The following is a 23,692-nucleotide window of genomic DNA, read 5'->3' as shown; positions in this document are numbered from 1 at the left end:
CAACCGGGCCCGCTGCCGCGGGATCGCCGACAGGGTCGGCTCCCACCAGGGTGCGGAGGACTTCTCTCACCGGGGCGCGGAGGACTTCTCGTCGGGTGTGGAGGATTTTTATGCCTGCTTCCCGCTCTTCCGTGAAGAAACTAGAATTTCGCCGATGCGCCATTTCCCTGTTCGCCTCCTCGCGTTCCCCGCCCTGCTCTGCTCCGTGTGGCTGGCGACCTCGGCCCTGGCGCAGACGCCTCCGCCCGATGCCTCCGTGCCGACGCTCGAAGCCGTGACGGTCAGTGGCGAGCAGCCCGGTCCCGGCCTTTGGCGCGCCACGCGAGACGGGCACACGCTGCTGATCCTGGGTACCCTCACGCCGCTGCCGCGGAAGATGACCTGGAAGACCGACGAGATCGACGAGGCGCTCGCGCATGCGGGCGCGCTGCTCATGCCGCCTCACGTGGAAATCAAGCCGAACACCGGCTTTTTCGGCCGCCTCGCTCTGCTCCCGTCGCTCATAGGCGTGCGCAACGCGCCGGACGGAGCGACGCTGAAAGACAGCGTGCCCGCCGATGTCTACGCGCGCTGGCTGGCGGTGAAGGCACGCTATATCGGCAGCGACCGCGGCGTGGAACGCTACCGCCCGATCTTCGCCGCCATCGAACTCTACAAGGACGCGGTGAAGAAGAGCGGCCTCGCACGATCGGGAGATATCACCCGCACGGTCGCGGCGCTCGCGAAGAAGCACGGCGTCGCGCAGGTCGAAGTGACGTACACCTTGCTGGTGGACGATCCACGCGCGGCGATCAAGGCGTTCAAGCGCTCCACGCTGGATGATGTCTCCTGCTTCACCCAGAGCATCGACAACATCGATGCGCAACTCGCCGACATGGCCACGCGCGCGAATGCCTGGGCCACCGGCGATATCGCCGCGCTGCGCGATGACCGGCGGGCGAAACAACGCCTCGCGTGCCTCAATGCCGTCACCGAAGGTGGCGTGGCGCAACGCATCGGCCTAGCCGACGTGCCCGAGGCCATGAGGGCGCGCTGGCTCGCCGCGGTCGACGCGGCGGTCGCGGCCAACACGCAGTCGGTGGCGATCGTGTCCATCGACGACTTGTTCGGCGCGCACGGCTACCTCGAGGCCCTGAAGGAACGAGGCTACGCCGTGGAGTCCCCCGACGGTGGCGAATAAGCCGGCGGGATGCCGACGCGGATCGCCGCCGAGAAATCGTCCTGCGGCCGGGTCGCCCTCGCCCGCTCCGTAATCCTTCCCAGCCGACGCCATTCGTCCACGCCGAAGCGGGCGTCGAGTGTCCCGTTGTCGGCAAGGTATTCGGGCAGGTAGCCGGTCAGCAGCAGGCGCAGGTCGAACGGCAAGGCGCCATCGATACGTTTCGCCATGCGATAGACGATCGTGGTGCAATTGGATGTCACCGTGTTGTAGAAGCGCGGCGTCCTGGCCAGTTCGTTGGCGGCGTCCACGTAGGAAAGAAACAGTGAGCGCATGGCCTCGCGCGGCATCCGCAACGGAAAGAGATAGTCGTCCTCGCCACGCACGTTGCTGCGGACCCGGACGATGTCGCGTTCGTCGGCGGCGATCAGGATCAATTCGAACTGCCTGAAGAAGCCACCGATCTCGGAGAAAGCCTCGCCGCGCTTGCGCCGTATCTCGACGGAAAACACGACGTGGCGGCCGTCGTCGAAACCGAACGAGAGCATCGCGTGGGCAATGGCCTCGCCGGACCAGTAGGAAAGGATCGCGTCCACGCCGGCGAGGCGGTCCAGGCGATATTCCCGGGTGTCCCAGCGCACGTCGTAGTCGTCGTCGCTGCGCCACTCGAAGTCGCGCACGTTGTGCAGCACGACACGCGGGCCGTCGACCTCGCCATGCAGGAGGCACGCGACATCGTCCGCCCAGACGCGGTCGTTGCGCGGCCGAATGGTCGCCCACCAGGCGAGCAGCGTGGCGAAGGAGGCCAACAGTCCGGGGAGCGCCCACCAGGCGCGCCAACCGAACCAGGCGGCCCAGAGCGCCAGGCAGCCGAGGGCCCATATGGAGGCGGCCACCAGGCGCACCGCGCGGATGCCCGGGAAACGGAAGGCCAGCGCGAAGGCTCCCCAGGCACCCGAGAGGAACAACGCGACGGCGGCCAGGACGCCCACGGCACCGTGGACAAGCATGCGCCGATCTTTCTTCATCGCCGAAGCGTGGCGTGTGCCGAACGCGAACGCAAACACTTGCACCGCCCGTTGGCCGCCGAGCTATGGCACCGTGCGACAAACCGCGCTATTTTCGGGGTGAACCGGGCACTCCGCCCGGAAAGGCGGTTCGGGAGGTGGCATGGTCCGTTTTCCCGCGACACCACAGGCGATCGTGTTCGACCTCGACGGCGTCCTCTTCGATACCGAGGCGCTGTACCGCGACGCCCTGCTGGCCGCCGCCGCCGAGGCGGGCATCCACATGCCGCTGTCGCTTTGCCAACGCATGGTCGGATTGCACGGGCACGCCGCACGCATGCTCCTGCACGAGCACGTGGGCGACGATACCGACCTGGATACCGTCTGGACCGGCACCTCCGAGCGTTACCACGCGATGCTCGATACCGACCTTCGCTTGAAGCCGGGCGTGATCGCGCTGCTCGACACCCTCGACGAACTCGGCCTGCCACGTGCGATCGCCACCTCGTCCTCGCACGCCACCGCGATCCACCACCTCGAAGCCTTCGGCCTGCGCGACCGCTTCGATGCGCTCGTGGCGTCGGGCGACTGTGAACGCTGCAAGCCGTATCCGGACCCGTACCTGCGGGCCGCGCGCATCCTCAACAAGCCCACCGGCAGCTGCCTCGCCCTGGAGGATTCCCAGGCAGGGGTACGCTCCGCAGTGGCCGCGGGCCTGCCGACGATCATGGTGCCCGACCTGCAACAGCCCTCCGCCGAGCTGAGGCGGTTGTGCGCCGGTGTCGTGGATGGCCTGGACGAGGTGAACGCCTGGTTGCGTGGCGCGTGGGGCTCCACCAGCGAGGCACGGGCGCACTAGCGCCTCAAGCGGCGCCGGGGCGCTCGATCGCATCGTGGACCAGCACCGAAGCCACCTGCTTTCCCCGGGCGTCGCATACCGGATAGGCCGAACCCTGCAAGGTCTGCCGCGATCCGTCCGGCCGGCGCACGACCCAACGCGCGTGCCGCGTGGTCTCGCCCTGGCGCACGGCGCGGGTCAAGGGAAGATCGGCTGAGGGGTACGGCCTGCCCTCTTCGGTGAACAGGCTGTACATCCGGCTGTAATCGTCCGGACCGACCGCCAGGCGCACCCATCCATGCAGTTCGGCCGCACGTTCGTTCACGTGGACGATCTCGCCCGTCCCATCGGCGACGATGACGCCGAAAGCCGTATCCTTCAGGCTCCTCCACGGATGGCCGCCGAACGTCCACGGCTCGTCGAAACTGATTCGCGACATCTCCTCCCCCGCTACCCTGCGCGTTAGCCACGGCGAACGCGGCATGTTCGACGAGCCGTCGCTGGATTGAACGATCCGGGCGTCAACAGGCGGGTTGCCCGCTCGCCTCGCGGATGGCCTGTTCGAGCTGATGCGCGCTGTAGGGCTTATGCACCAAGGGCGCACGGTAACGGCCGGGGATGTCGATCGGCATGGCGCCGGTGGCGAGCACATAGGGAATACCGCGGCGCTGGAGTTCGTCGAGCGCCGGATAGGCCATCACGCCCTGCAGATCGAGATCGACGACCGCGACATCGCAACGCTCGACATGGGCGACGCGGATCGCTTCCTCGATGCAACCCGCGCAAGCGGCCACGTCGTAGCCAAGCCGCTCCTCGAGCAGGTCGGTAAGCGCCGAAGCAAGTCCGGAATGATCCTCGAACACGATGACGCGAGGCGAGGCGGTGATGCTCATACGTTACCCGCGTAAGAGTTGCCCGACTCCAACCTACTACCGAATGAACGCCGCCGCTATATATCGCTTGACAGATTTTTCATCGAAATACGACATGCGTCTTCACGGATGGGGGGCATGCATTTTTGTCACGATTTAAGCGCACGGTTTCGGCAGGTTTTTCCTCACCATAGGTCGTGCTTGCGCAAGGCATCCACGAGCCGGCGCGAAGCCAGGGCAAGCAGCTTCCGGCGGGCATAGGTATGCCATGCCAGCCAGGTCAGCAGCTTGTCCTTCCACTTGTCGGTGGCGACGGCATAGAGCGCATCCATGCGCTTTCCTATCGCCGGCATGAGGGTCGCGGGATCGAACGCGCCCTTGGGCCAGTCCGGCAGGTAATCCTCGCGCCGGGCCGGATCGCACTCCGCGACCAGCGGAATGACCGGCGCATGGAGAACGCCGTCGCGCGTCCGCAGGTAACCGGCCATGGCGGGATCGGCGGTCCAGGAGGCGACGATGGGATTCCCGGCGGGAACCAGGAAATGCTCGGCGAGGAAACGTTGCGCATTGCGCCGGCCCAGCAGGAAGTCGTGGCGGCGATAGGCCTCGGCGAAGAACCCGGAGAAGCCTCCCAGCGCTCCCGCCGCCACGGCGCGCCCACCCAGCCAGCGCACGGAGCCGTCCGCCGACGAACGGGTAGGCGCGATGAGGAAGCGGCTATACACGGCGTCGTCCATCGCGAGGGCGATCTCCCGGGGCTTGAACCGGGCCTGCTGCTTCCAGGATGCGAAGAGGGCGGCGAGCGCACCGACGACGTTGAGCGGTGCCGCGTATTCGGGGCCGAGGTCGTCCGGTTCGGGGAACGGGTCCACCATCAGCACGATGCGGTTCACCTGGTCGCCCCTGCGCGGATTGCGGCCGAGCATGCCCGCCAGCTCGGTCCTGGCCAGTTCGAACGGCTCGTTGTCCATCGCGCCGCCATCGACACCCACGAAGCGGTAGGTGGCGGAGCCTCGGTCGAGCACGTCCCGCTTCGGCTGGATGGCCACCACGCGCGACATCCCCCGCTCGTCGGGAATCACGACGCTGCGTTGAAGGTAGTCGCTCCAGCGCCGCTCCACCTCGCGGTGGCGCAAGCCGCCGGGAAATGCCGCGGATGCGAGCGCGGCGGTCATCAAGGCGTTCCAGCCCCGGTCGGGAAGATGCTTGGGATGCGTCACGTAGAGGTCGTCGGGGTACTGCCAGGCCCGGTCGTAGATGCCCTGGCCCGTGTCGACGGAAAAACGGAGATAGTCCTCATGCGCCACCATGCCGTGGCCCGCCTGCGCGCCATTGCCGGCGAAAGGCACCGCATAAGGCACTCCACGCAGGTTGGTGACCGTGAAGACGAACTTCAGCGGATTCGCGATGTACCGTCGCGCCCGCGGCTCACCCTGGAAGCGCAGCGCGTTCGCGGCGATCTCGTCCAGGCAGCGCGTATCCAGCAGCGAGGCGATCGGCTGGTCCTTGTCCGCGAGATCGTTCGTGCCGAGGAAGTGGCGGATGTCCACCCGCTTCACCCAGGCGTCGTAGAAGGGATTGGCCACCGCCGCCTCGCCTTCCGAGGCATGCACATGAGGAAAAGCGTAGGGCAGCGCCACCGCCGAGATCACGCCGTTGATGCTGCCCGCCGATGCCCCGGAAACCACGCGCAACAACACGTCGTGGTCCGGCACGGGTAAGCCGGCATCCTTCGCCGCGTACCAGCGGTCCAGCGCCTCATACAGGAAGTCGAGCACCCCGGCGGCGTAGGCCCCACCGGAGACCGCCCCGGCAAGGGCGAGGCCGAGTTCGAACGTGCGCTCGCGCGGCGGTGGCGTGATGTCCGGGTGCGCGAGGGGAAGATCGGTGTCGGGCATGCCCGCTCCCGTCGATGGGTCCTGCGGGATTATCCGCGAACGCCCTCGCTCAAACCCCGATCGTCGCCACGTTTCCGCGTATCAGCGGGCGAGCCATTGCGCTGCCAGCGCGAGGGCGGCGGGCAAGGCCTGCACGTAGAGGATGCGCCGGCTGGCGGTCAGCCCGCCCCACACGCCGGCCACCACCACGCAACCCAGGCCGTAGAACAGGAAGGCCGTGGCGAAGGGTTCGCGCAGGCTCAGGCCCAGCAGCAGCGCCACCACCAGGAACCCGTTGTACAGGCCCTGGTTGGAGGCCAGCGCGGCGCTGTCACGGGCGAACTGCTCGGTGATCCCGAAGACCTTCGGCCCGCGACTGCGCCACAGGACCATTTCCAGGATCACGATGTACACGTGGATCAGGAGCACCAGCACGGTGAGCACGGTGGCGGCGAGGGTCATGCGCTGTCCTGCGTCGATAGGTATGCCGCGCAGGATAGCCGTTAATGCGGCTGTCGCGCTCCCTCGGACGTTTCGCGTATTCCTTGAGTAGGCCAGATGGCGGATTGCGGCCGGACACGGGATTCGTCCTTAATCGCCGGATGCGTTACGTCATGGCAGCCCAGGAGATATCTCTGGAGGCCCTCGGGCTGCTCCAGGCCCTGCTGCACCACGATTACGACGAAGCCCAGTTCCGCGCCAACCACGTGGCCCGCCATGCCTTGCAGCACGAGCACCTGAGCGTGGCCAACGCGGCCGAGCGCATCGAATCCCTGCTGGCCTGCGGCTGTCCGAACGCGGTGGAACTGCGGATCGCCCTTCGTTCCCTGGCCAGTTCGGTGGATCGTATGCAGCACACGGCGATGCGCAGGGCCGGCCAACTCTTCTGAACATTCGTGACGGCATGCGGGGACAAGCGGGCGACCTCGTCGCCGGGGTAGGATCGACGCGAAATCCGCGGAGCATGCCCCATGACGACAGAAAGTGACGGAATCGACCCGAAGGCGCGGCCCAGCGGTACCGGCTGCGTCGAATGCGAACAGGCCGGCAGCTGGTGGTTCCACCTGCGCCGCTGCGCCCAATGCGGACACATCGGTTGCTGCGACGACTCGCTCAACAAGCACGCCAGCAAGCATGCCCAGGAAACGGGCCACCCGATCATCCAGAGCTTCGAGCCGGGCGAGGATTGGTTCTACGACTACCGTAACGACGACATGTTCGAAGGCCCGGTACTGGCACCGCCGCATAGCCACCCGGTCGACCAGCCGGTGCCCGGCCCCGAGGGACGCGTGCCTGCACGCTGGCAGCGCCTGCTCGTCTGACGAGGAACCAACCGTCAGACGTGCGCGATCGGCCGTGGCGAGCGAAAATCCTGCCACGCGGCGGATACGACATGGATGCCGGTGCGCGCGAACAGAAGTGCGAGGGCACCGCCGAACAGCAGGTCCAGCCATGGCCAATGTGTCCAGGCGATGAGGCCCGTGGTGACCAGTACGCCGGCATTGCCGATCACATCGTTGCGCGAGCACAACCAGACCGAGCGCATGTTGATGTCGTGGGAACGAAACCTCGTCAGCAGTGCGAGGCATGCGCCGTTACCCAGGAGTGCCAGGCTCGCCGCCACCGCCATCACTTCCGGCAGAGGTGCCGGTCCGACCATTATCTTGTGGATGACCTCGGCCAGCACCAACCCCGCGAACAGTAATTGCACGAAGCCCTTCATCAGCGCCGCACCCGCTCGCGAACGCAACGAGCGCCCCACGACGACGAGGCTGACCGCGTAAACCAGGGCATCGCCCAGGCTGTCCAGGGAATCACCCTGGAGCGCCGTCGAATCCGCCCATACACCCGCACCGAACTCGCCAGCGAAGATCACGACGTTGATGCAGAGCACCGCCCACAACACGCGTCGCTGCGCCCTGGAACGAGCCAGCGATTCGCCGGTGGATTCGCAATCGCAGCAAGGCATGCGCGTGCCGTCAGTGGGGAGGGAATGCCTAGACTACAAGCCTTAGCTGGCGGGAAGTCAACCGGCCGTATGCGCCGTCGATGCCGTATTCATGTCGTCCGGCCAGGGCAGTCTGACCAACAACACCAACGGCAACCACGAGGTCTATCGCGGCAGCAAGGCCGCACTCAACATGTTCATGCGCAGCTTCGCCGCGCGGCACGCCGGCGATCCACGCACCTTGCTCCTCATGGCGCCGGGATGGGTGCGAACGGACATGGGCGGTCCCGATGCGCGCTTGAGCATCGAGGAAAGCATTCCGAACCTGCTCGATGCGATGGAGGCCCATGAGGGACGCGGTGGGCTCCACTATGTGGATTATCTGGGCCGGACCGTACCCTGGTAGCGACGCCGACCCGTCATCGGACCGTCCCACCCATACACGTCGGCGGCACCATAGCTAGCAACACGGATTTTGAAGCCCGGACGGGATGACCTGAAACGCAGACACAAAAAACCCCGCGATCAAGCGGGGTTTTTTGTGGTTCCGAGATCAGCCGAGACTCCCTGAAACCGTTGTTGGTGCCCAAGGGGGGACTCGAACCCCCACAGCCTAAGCCGCTACCACCTCAAGGTAGTGCGTCTACCAATTCCGCCACCTGGGCATAACTTTTACAGCGTGTCGCGTGTGTCGCTGCCTTACTTCTTGGCCGGTTCGGCGGGAGCCTTGGTGGCTTCCTGCGTCGGGGCCGGAACATCGTTGTTCGCTGCCGGAGCCGGCGCCGTGGCGGCCGGGGTGTCACCGTTGGCGGCGGCGGGTGCGCGGGGCACGTCCGACGCGGCCGGGGTCACCGGAGCGTTATTGGCGGGAGCGGCCGGCGTGGTAACGCCGGACATCACGCCAAGATCCGCGGCCGGCTGGGGATTGCCCGAGCGACCGAGGTAGATGCCCATGCCGAGGCTGAGCAAGAAAAACAGGGCTGCGAGGACGGCCGTGGCGCGGGTCATGAAGCTCGACGAGCCACGCGCACCGAACACCGTGGCGGAAGCACCGCCACCGAAGCCGGAACCTGCCTCCGCGCCAGCACCGCGCTGCATGAGAATCAGCACGATCATCGCCGCGGCGATCAGGATATAGAAAACGCTGAAGAGAATGAACATGTCTTCTTGGTTTGCCGTGTCGCGATTATCGCGCCGCGGCGCATATATCCAGGAAATCGGGAGCCACCAGGGCGGCGCCACCGATGAGTCCCCCGTCCACGTCCGGTTGGGCGAAAAGTTCGGCCGCATTGGCCGGCTTGACGCTTCCGCCGTAAAGCACCCGGGTCAGGAGCGAGATATTAGCATCCTTTTTTGCCAGTTGGCTACGGATGAAGGCATGAATTTTTTGCACCTTCGCCGGGGTCGCCGTCAGCCCCGTACCGATGGCCCAGACCGGTTCGTAGGCGATCACCGCCTCGCGGAACGCACCGACGCCGTTGTGCTCCAGCACCGCGGCCAGCTGGCGGCCGATCACCTCCTCGGCCCTGCCCTCCTCGTGCTCCTCACGGGTTTCCCCCACGCAGAGGATCGGCGTGAGCCCGGCCTTGCATGCCGCCTCGAACTTCTTCGCCAGCAACGTGTCGCTTTCGAGCTGGTACTGGCGCCGCTCGGAATGGCCCACCAGTACCCACCGGGCACCCACGTCGCGCAACATGTCGCCCGCTATCTCGCCGGTATAGGCGCCCTGCACGTGGTGCTCCGAAAGGTCCTGCGCACCGAAGCCCAGGCCACGGTCGCCGTACTCGCGCGTCAGGCCGTCCAGATACACATCGGGCGGGAAGACGACGACATCCACGCCGTCCGGCCGGTTCTCGACGATCTCCCTGACCAGGGCGTCGGCCATGGCGCGGGAGCCATGCATCTTCCAGTTACCGGCGACCAGCTTCTTGCGCATGGGACATTCCAGGCGTGGAGAAAGGGGCGGCAGGATAACGGCGCCACCTTCAGCGGCAAAGCTGCATTGCCGCATGGAAGGCGCCGCACGCGCCGTTCACCGAGGGTAACGCATGCATCGGGCATTTGACCTGGTCGACAGCGGCTCCGATGATCCCTTCATGCATATCCTGAGAATCCTCTTCATCGCCCTCCTCCTCGCCGGCTCCGGCGGCGCGTTCGCGCAGACGGACGATCCCGGTCCCTCGCAGCAGATCGACGACCTGCGCGGCCGCCTCGACCAGATCGAGAAGGGGATGAAGGACGACAAGATCACCGATTCGATCATCGACGACCTGCGCGGCAAGTCCGGCGACGTCGCGGGCGACGCGCAGAAACTATCCGCGTCCCTGCAGCAGAGCCGGGACGCGGCGAAGGCCCGACTCGACCAGTTGGGGCCGCCGCCAGCCGCCGGCACCAAGGAGGACCCGGAACTCGCCGCCACGAGGAAGGACGCGCAGAAGGCGTTCGACACCGTGGATGCGCAGGTCAAACAGGCTGACGGCATCGCGCTCGAAGCCCAGCAGACGGCGAACCAGCTTTCCGACCTCCGCCGCATCCGCTTCCAGGAACTCATCTCGCAACGCACGAACTCGCCGTTGTCGCGGCCGTTCTGGTCGGAGCCGGCGGCGGCCTTTCCTCGCGACGCCGCCAACCTGCGCGACTTCGCCGGCGCGGTGAAGACCGACGTCGCCGCCAGCTGGAACGTCGGCAACCGCACGGCCCTGATCACCTGCGCGCTGCTCGGCCTGCTGCTCATGACCGGTGTCCGCTTCTACATCGAACACCGGGTGCGCCACCTGACCGCCAACCGCATGCCGCCCGGAAGGCTGCGACGCTCGGCGCTGATCCTCGGCATCGCCCTCACCTCCACGCTCACCACCGGCCTGGGCACGCAACTGCTTTACCTGGGCCTGAACTGGAACGACACCTTCAGCCAGGAGACCGACGAGATCGCGCGCACGATCGTGCAACTCGTCTTCTTCGGCGCCTTCATCGCCGGCCTCGGCAGGTCGCTGATCTCGGCGAAGCGGCCGTCGTGGCGCCTGCCGGCCATTCCCGACCAGACCGCCATCGACCTGCGCCGCTTCCCGATGCTGATCTCGCTGGCGGTCGTGCTGTTCTACTTCCTCAAACAGTTGAACCACACGATCGGTACCAGCCTCGCCGCCACGGTGCTCACCAGCAGCCTGCAGGCGATCGTCTTCACCGCGCTCAGCGCGCTGGCGCTGCTGCGGCTGGGACGCACGCACCATCACGACGAAGACGGCACGCCGCCCGCGCCCCGGCCCATCTGGGCCAGCGTGCTCATCGCGGCGGCATGGATCGCCATCGTCGCGTCGTGGATCGCCTTGCTGACCGGCTTCATCTCGTTCGCCTCCTTCATGGCCGGCCAGGTGGTCTGGACGGCGATCGTGATCGCCGCGACGTATCTCGCCATGCGCCTGGTCGACGACCTGTTCGAAACGCTGCTTTCCGAAAAGGGTCCGATGAGCGCCCGCGCGCAGGCGATCTTCGGCACCCACCCCAGGCTGCTCGACCAGGCCGGCGTGCTGCTTTCGGGTGTGGTCCGCCTGGGCCTTTTCCTGTTCGGCATCACCGCCGTGATGTCCGGTTTCGGCACCGGCGCGACCGACCTCCTCACGCTCGGCAGCAAGCTGCAGTCACTGAAGATCTACGACGTCGAACTGAAGCCCAGCCAGATCATCACCTCGATCGCACTGTTCTTCCTCGGCCTACTGGCCGTGCGAGTGGTGAAGAACTGGATGTCCGAACAATACCTGCCCAGGACGAACCTCGACCCGGGCATGCGCAGTTCGCTCACCACCCTCCTCGGCTACGTCGGCATCGTCATCGTGGTGGCGATCGCCCTGCTGGCGATGGGCCTCTCCGTGCAGAACGTGACCTGGGTGGCTTCCGCGCTCTCGGTGGGCATCGGTTTCGGCCTGCAGGCGATCGTGCAGAACTTCATCTCCGGCCTGATCCTGCTCGCGGAGCGGCCGGTGAAGGTCGGCGACTGGGTGGTACTGGACGATGCGGAAGGCGATATCCGCCGCATCAACGTGCGCGCCACCGAGATCCAGGTGGCCGACCGCTCGACCATCATCGTGCCGAACTCGTCGTTCATCACCAAGCCCGTGCGCAACATGACGATGGCCAACCCGCAAGGCCGCGTGCTGATCAAGCTGCCCATGCCGCTCGACAGCGATCCGGTGGACGTACGCGAGCACATGCTGGAGGCCATGCATGCGCACGCGTCGGTACAGGAGACGCCCGCGGCCTCCGTCACGCTCGACAACATCGACCGTACGGCGATGACGTTCGTCGCCACGTGCTACGTGGGAAGCCCACGCGATGTGGGCGCCGTGAAGAGCGACCTCCTGTTCGATGTCATCGCGCGGCTGCGCGGCGCCGAGATCCCCCTGCTGCGGCCACAAGATCTCGTGCTGCGCTCGGGCGGCAACATGGGCGACTTGCTCGGCCCCACCGGAGAGGGCGCGCCGAAGGCATCGACCGACCCCGACCCGGCGGCCTGACCGACCTTACTTCGAAGCCTCGACGGGGGCCAGGCGCAGGTCCTGGAAATCGAAGCTGAAGTCGGTGAGGGGCGACACCGGCTCCATCCGCACCTCGCGCACCTTGCCGTCCGGATCGAGCGCGAAGTTCACGAAGGCGTCGCCGTTGAGCGATCGGTCATTCCAGCGGGCGATGAAGGTATCGTGCTGCCACGGCTCCAGCGTGCCGGTGAGTTGCGCCGTCTTGGTGAAGGTCATCACCAGCTTGCCACTCTGCTTCGCCACGGTGACATCGCCATACCAGGGATCGCGGTAGGTGCCGGCATAGCCCTCCAGCGGCAACGAGGGCTTCGAGCCTTTCGCACGCGCCGCTTCGTGCTTCTTCATGCTGTCGTCGGCGTCGCCTTCCATCTTCTTGACGCTGGCCGCGTATGCCGCGATCCAATCCGTCTTCGGCGCGTCCATGTATGCATCGAGCGCGCGCATCGTCACCGCCTGGAACGCGGCGCCGCTTTCCTGATTGGTCAGCACGACGATGCCGAGCTTGAGGTCGGGCACGAGGGTCAGGCGCGACACCATGCCGGGCCAGCCGCCGGTATGCCAGACGAGCTTGTGCCCGCGGTAGTCGGAGACGAACCAGCCTTCGCCGTAACCGTAGAAGTTGGGCTTCGCCGCCTTGAGCTCGGGAACATTGGGTTCGGAGATGGCGATGGGAGTGATCAACGACCACATCTCGGCCTGGCGCTTCTCGCTGAAGAGGCGTTGCTCCTTGCCGGAGGCATCGGTGTACTTGCCGCCGGCCAGCTGCATGTTCATCCACTTGGACAGGTCGTGCACGCTGGTGTAGATGCCGCCCGCCGTGGGGTTGTTGCTCCAGGACATCGCCGCCACCGGCTTCAGGTCCTTGAAGTCGAACTTCGCGTGGCCCGTGGCGATGTCGTCGTTCGGGCCGATGCTGTCGGGTGCGTGCGACTGCGATTCGGTCATGCCGAGCGGCACGAAGATGCGCTCGCGCACGAAGTCGGCCCATGGCTTGCCCGACACCTGCTCGATCACCAGCCCCGCCACGGCGAAGAGGATGTTGTCGTAGGCGTAGCCGGCACGGAAACTGTTGGCCAGCGGCACGTAGCGCAACCGCTGCACGACTTCCTTCGTGGAATACGAGGTGGCCGGCCAGTACAGCAGGTCGCCCGCGCCCAGGCTGAGTCCGCTGCGATGGGCGAGCAGGTCGCGCACGCGCATTTCGCGCGTCACGTACGGATCGGACATCTGGAACCACGGCAGGCGATCGATCACGCGGTCGCTCATGTCGAGCTTGTGCTCGTCGGCGAGGATCGCCAGCGAGGCGGCGGTGAACGCCTTGGTATTGGAGGCGATCGCGAACTGCGTATGCGCGTCCACCCTGGCCGGTTCGCCGAGCTTGCGCACGCCCGAGCCCATCTCCAGCACCACCCTGCCGTCCTTGACGATCGCCACCGCGATACCCGGCACGTCGAACTGCTTGCGCGTGGCGTCCACGTAAGCATCGAAGTCGGCCAGGGCCGCCGGACGCGCGTCAGCGCTACCGGCGCTGGGTGTCGTCGCCGCGTCTTGCGCGTGCGCGGCCAGGGCGAAGACGAAACTGGTGACGCCGAAGGCGAGGAGGTGGCGAAGACGCGGCATGTCATGTCCGGTGGCGGATGAGGTGCCGGGACTATTCCACGTCGCGAGCCCCGGCGGAAGGGCTCGCCGATCGCCGACTCACGCCGATCGCTTCTGGCTCAGGATCACGCTGCCAAGGATGATCGCGCCCGCCAGCGCCATGGTCGGCGTGAGCGCTTCACCGAGGAACATCCACGCCCAGCCCACGCCGAACAAGGGCACCAGGTAGGTCGACGTGGCGGCACGGGGTGCGCCGATACGTTGGATGAGGCGGAAGTAGAAGGCATAGGCGAGTCCCGTGCAGACCACGCCCAGCGCGATGACCGAGAGCCACGAGTTCGTCGGAATGGGCGCGTCAGGCCATGTAAGCAGGGCCAGCGGAGCCATCAGGATGGTCGCGCCCAGCAGGCAACCCGCCGCCACGGCGGTGGGCGCGATATCCGACAGGTACTTCTTGATGAGGTTGGCCGCCAGGCCATAACAGAACGACGCGGCGGCACCGGCGAGCGCCGCGGGCGCGACGTTTTCCCCCGCGGTGCGGCCACTGGCCAACACCACGACACCGACGAAGCCCGCCACGAGCGCGATCGCCTTGCGCGTGCCGATCTTTTCACCAAAACCGATAAAGGCCACCAGGGCGGCGAACAGGACCGTCATGCTGTTGGCGATGGCGCCGATGCCTGCCGGTGCCCGCTCGGCACCCCACGCGAACAAGGTGAAGGGGATGGCCGCGCTGAGCGCGCCCAACACCAGCATCTTCCACAGGTGGGCGGCACGGATCGTCTTGCGGGCGCGCAACAGCAAGGGCAACAGGATCACCGAGCCGAACAGCAAGCGCGTGGCCACCATGGGAAACGGCCCGAAATCCTTGGCCGCCACTCGCATGAAGAGGAACGAACCACCCCAGATGGCGCCGAGGGCGACAAGCTCCACCGGCGTGCGCCAGTCCCTCTCGGCAGCGGAAACGATGGATTCGATGGGGCTATCGGCGGCGGACATACGAACCTCGCTTGTGGCTGAGTCTTATTGTCGCTGGAACCGGAGGCCGCACAAGCGCATCCTTTGCAAGCCAGCCTCTCATTTGATTCATCCCTACCATGCGTTCCGCCCTGCTCCCCGCCCTCGCCGCCTTCGCCTCCGCCGCCCGGCACCAGAACTTCGCCCATGCGGCCGAGGAACTGCACCTCACCGCCAGCGCGGTGAGCCATCACGTGCGCAAGCTGGAGACAGCGCTCGGAGTGAGCCTGTTCCAGCGCCATGCGCGTGGGGTGGCCCTGACTCCTGAAGGACGCTTGCTGGCCGACGCCGCGGGCTCGGCCCTGGCCGAGGTCGAGTCGGTGCTCGACAGCCTGCGTCAGCATCGTCGCGACAACGGGCTGCGCCTGAGCGTCTTGCCCTCGCTGGCGGCCAACTGGCTCACGCCCCGCCTGCGCCGGTTCGTCGATGCGCATCCCACGGTGCGGTTGTCGATCGATACCGATCGCTCCCTCGTGCGCTTCGACGAGGGCGGCCCGGACCTCGGGCTCCGCTATGGCCTCGGCCAATGGCCCGGCCTGACCTCGCGCTTCCTCATGGACGACTCGTTGCAACCCCTGGCGTCGCCGGAACTGGCATCGCGGGTGCGGTCCGCCGAGGATGTCGCCGACCTGCCCCTTCTCACCGATATCGCGCCCGAGGGCTGGCGCGAGTGGTTCCGCGCCGCCGGTGTCCGCTATCCACGTGGCGGCACGATGCATACGATCAGCGATTCGGCCGACGGCTTGAACGCCGCGGCGGCGGGGCTGGGCGCGGTGCTCGCGCGCACGCGGCTCGCCGCCGCGCATCTTGCCCACGGCCGGCTGGTTCGCCTGCCGGGGCCGGAATTGCCGACACGATATGCGTACTACCTGGTCCATTCCGCGCACCGCCCGCCGTCGGCGGCGGCGCTGGCGTTCATCGGCTGGATCGAGCGGGAGGCGCAGGAACCGCGGGGCTGAAGAGCATCGCCGACAGGGTCGGCTCCCACGCTATCGCCGCTGAAGCGGCTCCCACAAAAGGGCTTCCGAAGGTCTGAAACCTTCCTGACGAATGAGACGAGGCAATGTGGGAGCCGCTTCAGCGGCGACAGCGGCAGCCGATACCTACTCGACGCCGACGAAACCGCCGGTCTGGTGGGCCCACAACCGCGCATACAAGCCGCCGCGCGCGATCAACTCCGCATGCGTGCCGGTCTCCACGATCGCGCCATGCTCCATCACCACCAGCCGGTCCATCTTCGCGATGGTCGAGAGACGATGCGCGATGGCGATCACCGTCTTGCCGCGCATCAAGGTCTCCAGGCTTTCCTGGATGGCCGCCTCGGCCTCGGAATCCAGTGCCGAGGTGGCTTCGTCGAGCACGAGGATCGGCGCGTCCTTCAACAACACGCGCGCGATCGCGATCCGCTGGCGCTGGCCGCCGGACAACTTGACGCCCCGCTCGCCCGCATGGGCGTCGTAGCCGGTGCGCCCCTCGCCATCGGACAGGCCCGGGATGAATTCGTCGGCGCGCGCCTGGCGCACCGCCTCGGCCATCTCGGCGTCGCTGGCATCCGGCCGTCCATACAGCAGGTTATCGCGGATGGACCGGTGCAACAGCGACGTGTCCTGCGTGACCACGCCGATGCTGGAACGCAGCGACTCCTGCGTGACCCTGGCGATGTCCTGGCCATCGATGAAGATGTGGCCGTCCTCGAGGTCGTACAGGCGCAGCAACACGTTGACCAGGGTGGACTTGCCCGCACCGGAAGGACCGACCAGGCCGATCTTCTCGCCGGGACGGACGATAAGGTCCAGGCCACCGATGATGCCGCCGGCCTTGCCGTAGTGGAAGTGGATGTTGTCGAAACGGACCTCCCCCTTCGTCACGCGAAGGGGAAGCGCGTCGTCGCGGTCCACCACGGTGCGCTCCTGGGCCAGGGTGGTGATGCCGTCCTGCACCGTGCCCACGTTGTCGAAGATGCCGTTGACCACCCACATGATCCAGCCGGACATGTTGTTGATGCGGATCACCAGGCCCACGGCGAGGGCCACCTGCCCCGTGGAGACGGTGCCGCGCGACCAGAGCCACAGCGCCAGCAGGCTCGTGCCCGCGATGAGCAGCCCGTTGAGCGAGGTGATGGAGACATCCATCGACGTGATCATGCGACTGGAGGAACGCACCTTGTCGGTCTGCTCCTGCATCGCTTCCTTCGCATACGCTTCTTCACGATGCGTGTGCGCGAAGAGCTTCAACGTCATCACGTTGCTGTAGCCGTCGACGATGCGGCCCATCAGCTTGGAACGCGCTTCGGAAGCTTTCCACGAGCGTTCCTTCACCCTGGGGACGAAGAACACCAGCATGCCGATGTATCCCGCGATCCACAGCACCAGCGGCAGGGCCAGCCAGACGTCGGCCTTGGCGAACAGATAGATCGAGGTGCCCGCATAGACGCTCACGTACCACAAGGCGTCGACCACCTGCACCGCGGACTCGCGCAGTGCCGGCGCCGTCTGCATGATGCGGTTGGCGATGCGGCCGGCGAAATCGTTCTGGAAGAACGACAGGCTTTGCTTGAGCACGTAGCGGTGGTGTTGCCAGCGGACCATATTGGTCATGCCGGGACTGAGCGTCTGGTTCACCAGGAGGTCGTGCAGGCCCATCGTCAGCGGCCGCAAGATCACCACGACGAACCCCATCCAGGCCAGCGTGCGCCAGTGGGTCTGGAAGAACACCGCCGCGGGTGTCTTCTGCGCCATGTCGACCACCCGGCCGAGGAAGTCGAACAGCGCCACCTCGATCAAGGCCACCGCCAACCCCACGACCAGGGCGGCGGCGAATACCTTCCACACCTGACGCAGGTAATAGGCGTAGAAGCGCACGACGCCCTTGGGCGGGGCGCGGTCGGGCGCCTCGCGGAAGATGTCGATGAGGGATTCGAACCAGCGGAAGATCATCCGCCGATTGTAGTCCGAGTCGACGCGCACGGCATGTGCAGGGGGAATGGAGCCGCCCGGATCAGCCCGCGGCGCGCGGCACCGGCGTGTTGAGCAACTGCTGCTCCCAGAGGTAGGCGATGCCGCTACCGGCGACATGCTGCTTGAGTACCTCGGTCAACTCGGCGGCATGCTCGGTCCGGGCCCAGTCACGCTGCCATTCGGACGCCAGCGCCAGCCAGGTCATCATGTTCGCGCCGGCCGCGATCATGCGCTGGATGGCGACCTCGTGCGCTTCGACCGAGGTGCCTCCGGACGCATCGGCGATGACCGTCACGTCCCAGCCCTCGCCAAGCGCCTGGATCACCGGCATCGCGACGCAAACCTCGGTCCAGAGGCCGGCGATGATCAGTTGCTTGCGACCCGTCGCCTTGACCGCATCCACCACCTTCCGGTCTTCCCAGGTGTTGATGAACGTCCGGTCGATCACTTCCTGGCCAGGGAACACATCGGTGATGTGCGGAAAGATGAGACCACCCCGCTCCGCGATCACACTCGTCAGGATGGTGGGAACGCCGAAGGCCTTGGCGACCTTCGCCAACGCGGTCGAGTTGTTGACCACGGCATGCGGATCATGGCTGTTCAGGTTCGCCAATTGATAGGGCTGGTGATCGATCAGAACGAGTACCGAATCTTCGGGACGAAGAAGCGAAGCGAGGCCGTTACGAAACGTCATGGATACATCCTTTGCTACCGTTACGGGTGAGGTGGGTGTGCACGGGGCAAACCTTGCCACCCCCATGGGGGATGCGGTAGCGCCATCCTGCGTCAAGCTGTGTCGCAAGATGGGGAACGCCGAATTGGATATCTTTATGTCACGCTGTGTCGCGACATCGGGAAGGTCACGTTGGACATCGAAGAGCTGCGCACATTCGTGGAAGTCGCCGACGCCGGGGGCGTCTCACCCGCCGCGCGCCGGCTTGGCGTCTCCAAGTCGATCGTCAGTCGGCGGCTCGGCCGTCTTGAAGCCGAACTCGGCGTCCAGTTGCTTGCGCGAACCACCCGCGGCGCCGCCCTCACCGAAGCCGGGGTCACGTTTCGAGACCATGCAGCCAGGGCCTGCGCCGAGATCGACCTGGCCAGGGAAACGATGTTTCCCGAAGGGGATCTTCGCGGCCGCTTGCGCATCGCCGCGCCGCTTTCTTTCGGCCCGACCCACTTCGCTTCCGTGCTCGCGACAATGGCACGACGCCATCCGAAGCTCCACATCCATACCTCCTATAGCGATCACTTCGTCGATATCGTCGCGGAGGGATTTGATTGCGCGATCCGGGTCGGCTACCTCGAGGACTCCAGCTTGATCGCAAGATGCGTCGGGCCGCTTTATGGAAAGCTCGTCGCTAGCCCGGACTATGTCAAAGCGCACGGCTCGCCGGAGACCCCGGCGGAACTCGCCGACCATGAAGCCCTCATGCAGGGAACGGAAGCCTGGCAATTCATGGATGGCGACGAGGTCGTCACGGTCCAGCCACGGGGGCGCTTCAAGGCCGACAACGGTCCGGCGCTCATTGCCGCCACCATCGCGGGACTCGGCATCGCCTGGCTTCCCGATGGCCTCACCCATGAGCATGTGGCCTCGGGCGCCCTCGTACCGGTCATGACACGTTATCCACCACCTCCGGCAGGTATTTATGTCGTTCGCCCGCCAAGTCAGCACCCCGCAAGGAAGGTACGGGTGCTCACCGAGTTGTTGATCGAGTGTTTCGAACAAGCCCGTTTCAGGTGAACCCGCATACGGTCAAGGCAGCCGTCCGTCGCCGCTGAAGCGGCTCCCGGGGAGGGCGCGATCGAGCGCGACGAAGGCCGTGCCCAATACAAGGAAGACGGCACCGACCAGCAAGACGTTCACCAGCGCCATCGCGTAGCCGAGGCGGTCCACGTCCAGGAAGGGATACGGGTATTCGTGGACGATCGCGCCGCGGACGAAGGTCCACAGGGCGAACGACAGCGGGAACCACAGCCAGCGCAGGGCGTCACGCCACACCAGCGTCCCGTGCGGGAGCAACGCGATCCACCACACGAGGTACAGCACCGGCACCACGTAGTGCAATGCCCTGTCCGCCACGAGTTGCGGGCCCAGCGGCTCCCATGTCGACTGCAGCACGGTCGCATAGACCAGGCAGGTGACCATGATCGACACCGCGGCAAGCCCGCGAACCCGTGGACGGCGCCAGAACGCCAGAGGCCCCCAATTGCCTCCCATCGCCGCAGACGCGGCCACCAATCCCACCAGCACGTTGGAAAGGATGGTGAAGAAGCTGAAGAAGCGCAGCAGCGCCAGTCCCTCGAAGCCGGACCACATCATCAGCCAGTACTGCAAGACGAGCGCCGGCCACGCCACCGCGGCGACAACGATGGCGAAGAGATTGGAGAACGCCGTGACGCGTGGGGACACCGGCGCGCCTCCGTCAACGTGGCCAGGTATCGTTCGAACGGTCGCGATCGGGGATCGCGTGATCCGGATCGATCTGGGCGCGCACCACCTTGCCCCCGCCAGGCACGCTCACCTCGAAGCTCTTGTGCTGCTGCCAGGTCTCCACGGGCACGCGGATATCGCGTGTCGTCTTGTCGTCGAAGGTGACGCGAAGCGTTGCCGGCATGACGAGCTGGTCGCGATTTTCCACGGTGACGTTCGACCCGTCGATCTTGGTGACGGCCATGTCCAGCTGCCAGTTGTTTTCGAACCAGCCGCGCCAGAACCAGCCCAGGTCCTCGCCCGTCTCGCTCTCCATCAGGCGGAAGAAATCCGAGGGCGAGGGATGCTTGTACGCCCAGGTGGCGATGTACTTGCGGAAGGCCGGATCGAAGCGTTCCGGACCCACGATCTGTTCGCGCAGCAGGACGAGGCCGAGCGCCGCCTTGAAGTAGGTCGCCGGGTGGCGGTACTTCTCCTTGACCATGTCGGCGCCCATCAGCAGCGGCGGCGCGTCCGCGTCGGCCAGCAGGGGCAGGATCTCGTCGACGGGATTGCCGCCCTTCGGGGCGTACTCGCCATCGCGCTTGGGCGCGAATTCCCCATGGTTGAAGGCGTCGGCTTCATACACGTCGATGAACGTGTTGAACCCTTCGTCCATCCACGCGTTGCGACGCTCGTCGCTGCCGACGATCATCGGAAACCAGGTATGGCCGATCTCGTGCGCGGTGACCATGTGCAGCGCCTTGGCCGGCGCCTTCATCGGGTCGAAGACGATGCCCGGATACTCCATGCCGCTCGCCGCCGAACCCGCTTCGTTGATCGCCACCGGATACGGATACGGGTACCACTTGCTGGAGAAATGCTCCACGGACGCCTTCAGGTATTCGGTGGAACGCCCCCAACTCGCGTCACCGACGCTTTCCACCGGGTAGACCGACATGGCCAGCGCTTTCTTGCCTTCCGGCAGGTTGATCCGTGCCGCATCCCATACATAAGCGGTCGACGCGCCGAAGGCCACGTCGCGGGTGTTCCGCATGCGGAACTTCCAGGTGAGCGTGCCGCCCTTCTTCGGCCGGCTGGCGGGGTCGGTCACGTCGGCGGGCGTCCGGATCATTACCGTCTTGTCGCTTTCGCGCGCCTTGGCCAGGCGCTCGCGCTGCGTGGCGGTGAGCACATCCTCAGCGTTCACCAGTTCGCCCGATCCGGCGACGATCATGTCCGAAGGCACGGTGACGGCGTAGTTGAAATCGCCGTACTCCAGGTAGAACTCGCTGTTGAGGTAGGGCGCCGTGTCCCAGCCGCGCAGGTCGTCGTAGACGCACATGCGCGGATACCACTGCGCCATCTCGTAGATGTTGCCGTTCTTCGACGGCGCGAAGCCCGTGCGGCCGCCGAAGTCGCCAGGAAGGTCGTAGGAATATGCGATCGTCAACGAGACCTTGCCACCATGCGCCGGCACGGCCACCGGCAGCCTCACCTGCATGCGCGTATCGCTGACGACGTGGTTCACGGCGACCTCCCGGCCACCCTGCTCCACCGTCACCGAGGCGATGCGATAGCCGTCGGTATGGCGCTTCTCCGCCTTGCCCGAGGTGAAATTGCCGCGGGCATCGGCCGTGAAGCGATTTTCGTCCAGTTGCAGCCACAGCACGTCCAGCGCGTCCGGGCTGTTGTTCGTGTAATGGATGGTCGCCTTGCCCGTCATGGTGTTCTTGACCGGGTCGAGCGTGGCGGCGAGATCGTAGTCCGCACGGTTCTGCCAGAACAGGGGGCCGGGCACGCCGCTACCCGAACGGTATGCATTCACGGGTTGCGGATAAGTGAACGGAGCGAAGGTCTCGCGCGGATCGAAGGTGGCGGCCGTGGCGCCCAGCGCCCCCGCGAGGGCGACGGCGGCAAGCGACAGGCGGGCAACGTTTTTCATCGGGGACACCCAAGGGACGACCCCTGAGCGTAACCGGCAAACGAAGCCCGGCTCTACCCTGCCGAAAGTCAGGCCGGCGAAGGACGGACGCGGCCACCGCATGACGAAAGCGGTCGACTTACGCGGCGTCAAAACGCACTATTGGCGGAGCCATCCTTGGCTGGACCTCCACGCGGGCCGTGCCAGCGGGCCAGGAAACGCACACATCCGGACCCTTCCGCCCGCTTACATCCCTAGGTATACCTTGCATCCCGCGTGGACATCCGCATATTCCCCACGTTCCATACATCGAGGACCCCACGCATGAAAATCGGTTTGATCGGACTGGGCCGCATGGGCGGCAATATCGCCCGCCGCCTGATGAGGGACGGTCACCAGACCGTGGTGTACGACAACAATCCCGACGCCCGCGCGGCGCTCGCGAAGGACGGCGGTGAAGCCGTCGAGTCGTTGGAAGCCCTTGTAAAGGCGTTGCCCTCGCCCCGCGTCGTGTGGGTCATGCTGCCCGCGGGTGAGATCACCGAGACCACCATCGCCAAGATCAGCGACCTGATGGGCAAGGACGACATCGTCATCGACGGTGGCAACACCTTCTACAAGGACGACGCCCGCCGCGCCGAGACCCTGGCCGCCAAGGGCCAGCATTATGTCGACGTCGGCACCTCCGGCGGCGTGTGGGGCCTTGAGCGTGGCTACTGCATGATGATCGGCGGCGACAAGCAGACCGTCGACTACCTCGACCCCATCTTCAAGACCCTCGCACCGGGCGCCGGCGACATCCCGCGTACCGAAGGCCGCGAAGGCCGCGATCCCCGCGTCGAGAACGGCTACATGCATGCCGGCCCGGCGGGTGCGGGCCACTTCGTCAAGATGATCCACAACGGCATCGAGTACGGCATGATGCAATCGTTCGCGGAAGGCTTCGACATCCTGAAGAACCGCAAGGCCGAATACCTGCCCGAGCGCGAGCGCTACTCGCTCGACATGGCCGACATCGCCGAAGTCTGGCGCCGTGGCAGCGTGGTGTCCTCCTGGCTGCTCGACCTCACCGCCAGCGCCCTGGCCAAGGGTCCGGAGCTGGACAACTACTCCGGCTACGTCGACGACTCCGGTGAAGGCCGCTGGACGATCAACGCCGCCATCGAGGAAGCCGTCCCCGCCGAGGTGCTCACCTCCGCGCTGTTCGCCCGCTTCCGCTCGCGGCAGGACCACACCTATGCGGAGCGCCTGCTGTCGGCGATGCGCATGGGCTTCGGTGGCCATATCGAAGGTCGCGGCAAGCCGCCGAAGGAAGGCGAACACTCCTGAGCGGGCGATCGCATGAGTGAATGATCCTGGTGGGAGCTCCTTGTTTGTGGGAGCTCCTTGTTTGTGGGAGCTCCTTCTTTGTGGGAGCTCCTTGTTTGTGGGAGCTCCTTCTTTGTGGGAGCCGCTTTAGCGGCGACGGGTGCTTGCCTCACCCTGGCCCGCTGCCGCGGGATCGCCGACAAGGTCGGCTCCCACCAGGTCTATTCCTAACCCACCAGGT

At 66.1% G+C, this 23,692-nt stretch carries 23 protein-coding genes and 1 tRNA gene; 9 read left to right on the top strand and 15 right to left on the bottom strand.

Annotated features, from left to right (window positions below; all coding sequences use genetic code 11):
• Positions 1–1,180, top strand: a 1,180-nt coding sequence (locus ACR9ZJ_RS13015) for a TraB/GumN family protein (protein WP_481287988.1), incomplete at its 5' end; no start/stop codon positions are given.
• On the opposite strand, the gene ACR9ZJ_RS13010 is transcribed toward ACR9ZJ_RS13015, so the two are convergent.
• Positions 1,147–2,169 (bottom strand): Lnb N-terminal periplasmic domain-containing protein, encoded by a 1,023-nt coding sequence (locus tag ACR9ZJ_RS13010; RefSeq protein ID WP_481287987.1) that lies wholly within the window; start codon positions 2,167–2,169, stop codon positions 1,147–1,149. The two genes, ACR9ZJ_RS13015 and ACR9ZJ_RS13010, sit on opposite strands and share 34 nt — an antisense overlap.
• A gap of 160 nt (positions 2,170–2,329) precedes the next feature.
• Between ACR9ZJ_RS13010 and ACR9ZJ_RS13005 the strand changes: the two genes are divergently transcribed.
• Entirely contained in the window at positions 2,330–3,025 is a 696-nt protein-coding gene (locus ACR9ZJ_RS13005; RefSeq protein ID WP_481280018.1) for an HAD family hydrolase, read from the top strand.
• A gap of 4 nt (positions 3,026–3,029) precedes the next feature.
• Here the strand turns inward: ACR9ZJ_RS13005 and ACR9ZJ_RS13000 are convergent, their stop codons facing one another.
• The 4 genes from ACR9ZJ_RS13000 to ACR9ZJ_RS12985 all read right to left on the bottom strand — a co-directional run bounded on the left by ACR9ZJ_RS13000 (position 3,030) and on the right by ACR9ZJ_RS12985 (position 6,215).
• Entirely contained in the window at positions 3,030–3,443 is a 414-nt protein-coding gene (locus ACR9ZJ_RS13000; RefSeq protein ID WP_481280017.1) for a PAS domain S-box protein, read from the bottom strand.
• 82 nt (positions 3,444–3,525) lie between these two features.
• The gene (locus tag ACR9ZJ_RS12995) at positions 3,526–3,897 is read right to left on the bottom strand and encodes a response regulator (RefSeq protein ID WP_481280016.1); all 372 of its coding nucleotides are present in this window, start codon (positions 3,895–3,897) and stop codon (positions 3,526–3,528) included.
• A 164-nt stretch (positions 3,898–4,061) separates the two neighbouring features.
• A complete protein-coding gene (locus ACR9ZJ_RS12990) occupies positions 4,062–5,774 on the bottom strand; it encodes a patatin-like phospholipase family protein (RefSeq protein WP_481287986.1) in 1,713 nt (570 codons plus the stop codon).
• Positions 5,775–5,855: 81 nt separating this feature from the next.
• On the bottom strand, positions 5,856–6,215 hold the full coding sequence (locus ACR9ZJ_RS12985) for a DUF1304 domain-containing protein (protein WP_481280014.1): 360 nt from the start codon (positions 6,213–6,215) through the stop codon (positions 5,856–5,858).
• 152 nt (positions 6,216–6,367) lie between these two features.
• Here ACR9ZJ_RS12985 and ACR9ZJ_RS12980 point away from each other — a divergent pair, with 152 nt between their 5' ends.
• The gene (locus ACR9ZJ_RS12980; RefSeq protein ID WP_481280013.1) at positions 6,368–6,643 is read left to right on the top strand and encodes a hypothetical protein; all 276 of its coding nucleotides are present in this window, start codon (positions 6,368–6,370) and stop codon (positions 6,641–6,643) included.
• Positions 6,644–6,724: 81 nt separating this feature from the next.
• Positions 6,725–7,075: a UBP-type zinc finger domain-containing protein gene (locus ACR9ZJ_RS12975; protein WP_481287985.1), complete on the top strand. Its 351-nt coding sequence runs from the start codon at positions 6,725–6,727 to the stop codon at positions 7,073–7,075.
• 14 nt (positions 7,076–7,089) lie between these two features.
• On the opposite strand, the gene ACR9ZJ_RS12970 is transcribed toward ACR9ZJ_RS12975, so the two are convergent.
• Complete coding sequence (locus ACR9ZJ_RS12970) at positions 7,090–7,722, bottom strand: cation efflux transmembrane domain-containing protein (protein WP_481287984.1); 633 nt, start codon at positions 7,720–7,722, stop codon at positions 7,090–7,092.
• A 91-nt stretch (positions 7,723–7,813) separates the two neighbouring features.
• Between ACR9ZJ_RS12970 and ACR9ZJ_RS12965 the strand changes: the two genes are divergently transcribed.
• A complete protein-coding gene (locus tag ACR9ZJ_RS12965) occupies positions 7,814–8,107 on the top strand; it encodes a Rossmann-fold NAD(P)-binding domain-containing protein (RefSeq protein ID WP_481287983.1) in 294 nt (97 codons plus the stop codon).
• A gap of 174 nt (positions 8,108–8,281) precedes the next feature.
• Here ACR9ZJ_RS12965 and ACR9ZJ_RS12960 read toward each other — a convergent pair.
• The 3 genes from ACR9ZJ_RS12960 to tpiA all read right to left on the bottom strand — a co-directional run bounded on the left by ACR9ZJ_RS12960 (position 8,282) and on the right by tpiA (position 9,637).
• Positions 8,282–8,366, bottom strand: a tRNA-Leu gene (locus tag ACR9ZJ_RS12960).
• Positions 8,367–8,400: 34 nt separating this feature from the next.
• On the bottom strand, positions 8,401–8,862 hold the full coding sequence (gene secG, locus ACR9ZJ_RS12955) for a preprotein translocase subunit SecG (RefSeq protein WP_481287982.1): 462 nt from the start codon (positions 8,860–8,862) through the stop codon (positions 8,401–8,403).
• A gap of 25 nt (positions 8,863–8,887) precedes the next feature.
• Complete coding sequence (gene tpiA / locus ACR9ZJ_RS12950; protein ID WP_481287981.1) at positions 8,888–9,637, bottom strand: triose-phosphate isomerase; 750 nt, start codon at positions 9,635–9,637, stop codon at positions 8,888–8,890.
• Positions 9,638–9,797: 160 nt separating this feature from the next.
• Here tpiA and ACR9ZJ_RS12945 point away from each other — a divergent pair, with 160 nt between their 5' ends.
• Positions 9,798–12,212: a DUF3772 domain-containing protein gene (locus ACR9ZJ_RS12945; protein ID WP_481287980.1), complete on the top strand. Its 2,415-nt coding sequence runs from the start codon at positions 9,798–9,800 to the stop codon at positions 12,210–12,212.
• A 6-nt stretch (positions 12,213–12,218) separates the two neighbouring features.
• Here ACR9ZJ_RS12945 and ACR9ZJ_RS12940 read toward each other — a convergent pair whose 3' ends face one another.
• Both ACR9ZJ_RS12940 and ACR9ZJ_RS12935 read right to left on the bottom strand, forming a co-directional pair.
• Positions 12,219–13,853, bottom strand: coding sequence for a serine hydrolase (locus tag ACR9ZJ_RS12940; protein ID WP_481287979.1), 1,635 nt, complete (start codon positions 13,851–13,853; stop codon positions 12,219–12,221).
• 78 nt (positions 13,854–13,931) lie between these two features.
• The gene (locus ACR9ZJ_RS12935; RefSeq protein WP_481279997.1) at positions 13,932–14,831 is read right to left on the bottom strand and encodes a DMT family transporter; all 900 of its coding nucleotides are present in this window, start codon (positions 14,829–14,831) and stop codon (positions 13,932–13,934) included.
• 98 nt (positions 14,832–14,929) lie between these two features.
• Here ACR9ZJ_RS12935 and ACR9ZJ_RS12930 point away from each other — a divergent pair, with 98 nt between their 5' ends.
• Positions 14,930–15,808 (top strand): LysR substrate-binding domain-containing protein, encoded by an 879-nt coding sequence (locus ACR9ZJ_RS12930; protein ID WP_481279996.1) that lies wholly within the window; start codon positions 14,930–14,932, stop codon positions 15,806–15,808.
• Positions 15,809–15,952: 144 nt separating this feature from the next.
• On the opposite strand, the gene ACR9ZJ_RS12925 is transcribed toward ACR9ZJ_RS12930, so the two are convergent.
• Positions 15,953–17,785: an ABC transporter ATP-binding protein gene (locus ACR9ZJ_RS12925; protein ID WP_481282681.1), complete on the bottom strand. Its 1,833-nt coding sequence runs from the start codon at positions 17,783–17,785 to the stop codon at positions 15,953–15,955.
• Between the two features lie 61 nt (positions 17,786–17,846).
• Positions 17,847–18,500 (bottom strand): hydrolase, encoded by a 654-nt coding sequence (locus ACR9ZJ_RS12920; RefSeq protein WP_481287978.1) that lies wholly within the window; start codon positions 18,498–18,500, stop codon positions 17,847–17,849.
• Between the two features lie 171 nt (positions 18,501–18,671).
• Between ACR9ZJ_RS12920 and ACR9ZJ_RS12915 the strand changes: the two genes are divergently transcribed.
• Positions 18,672–19,550: a LysR family transcriptional regulator gene (locus ACR9ZJ_RS12915; RefSeq protein ID WP_481287977.1), complete on the top strand. Its 879-nt coding sequence runs from the start codon at positions 18,672–18,674 to the stop codon at positions 19,548–19,550.
• Between the two features lie 12 nt (positions 19,551–19,562).
• Here ACR9ZJ_RS12915 and ACR9ZJ_RS12910 read toward each other — a convergent pair whose 3' ends face one another.
• Positions 19,563–20,219 (bottom strand): Pr6Pr family membrane protein, encoded by a 657-nt coding sequence (locus ACR9ZJ_RS12910; protein WP_481287976.1) that lies wholly within the window; start codon positions 20,217–20,219, stop codon positions 19,563–19,565.
• A gap of 13 nt (positions 20,220–20,232) precedes the next feature.
• Complete coding sequence (locus ACR9ZJ_RS12905; protein WP_481279992.1) at positions 20,233–22,164, bottom strand: M1 family metallopeptidase; 1,932 nt, start codon at positions 22,162–22,164, stop codon at positions 20,233–20,235.
• Between the two features lie 267 nt (positions 22,165–22,431).
• On the opposite strand from ACR9ZJ_RS12905, the gene gnd reads away from it, so the two are divergent.
• The gene (gnd, locus tag ACR9ZJ_RS12900) at positions 22,432–23,472 is read left to right on the top strand and encodes a phosphogluconate dehydrogenase (NAD(+)-dependent, decarboxylating) (RefSeq protein WP_481287989.1); all 1,041 of its coding nucleotides are present in this window, start codon (positions 22,432–22,434) and stop codon (positions 23,470–23,472) included.
• The last annotated feature ends 220 nt before the right edge of the window (positions 23,473–23,692 follow it).

It is taken from the genome of Luteibacter sp. KNZ12-1A, from assembly GCF_056755675.1.
The sequence above is the reverse complement of the archived record's forward strand: the minus strand, read 5'-3'. Positions and strand labels throughout refer to the sequence as shown.